The organism is Pseudomonas sp. Soil_N_39 (assembly GCF_057655955.1).
The window spans coordinates 1-281 of record NZ_JBDGLI010000068.1 but is presented as its reverse complement, the minus strand read 5'-3'; the positions used below and the strand labels follow the sequence as shown (position 1 = coordinate 281).

General features: G+C 48.4%; 1 protein-coding gene. It reads right to left on the bottom strand.

Annotated elements, in window-relative coordinates; all coding sequences use genetic code 11:
• Positions 1-46: 46 nt before the first annotated feature.
• On the bottom strand, positions 47-281 hold a 235-nt coding region (locus tag AC3A5O_RS28845), incomplete at its 5' end, for a hypothetical protein (RefSeq protein WP_487754029.1).

The window sequence follows — 281 nt, the reverse complement described above, 5'->3', positions numbered from 1 at the left end:
CAAAGTTTCCTTATCAACTTCAACCACTTGCGCTTCCGATCTCTCGTTAGCGGGAGGCGAATTCTACAGCGTTACTCACTGCTGTCAACACCTCTTTTTCACCGCTTTCGACCGAGAAGATCGAACCGCTGATAGAGCCAAACAACACCGCTCTATCTGCTCCTTCCAGGCTTCGATGAACTGAAGCAAAACCCCTTCGAAACCTACTTAACTCATTGAATCTCAAGGAGTTTTCCGTTTCGACTGCGCCGGAAGTGGGGCGAATTATAGACGTCCAGAAT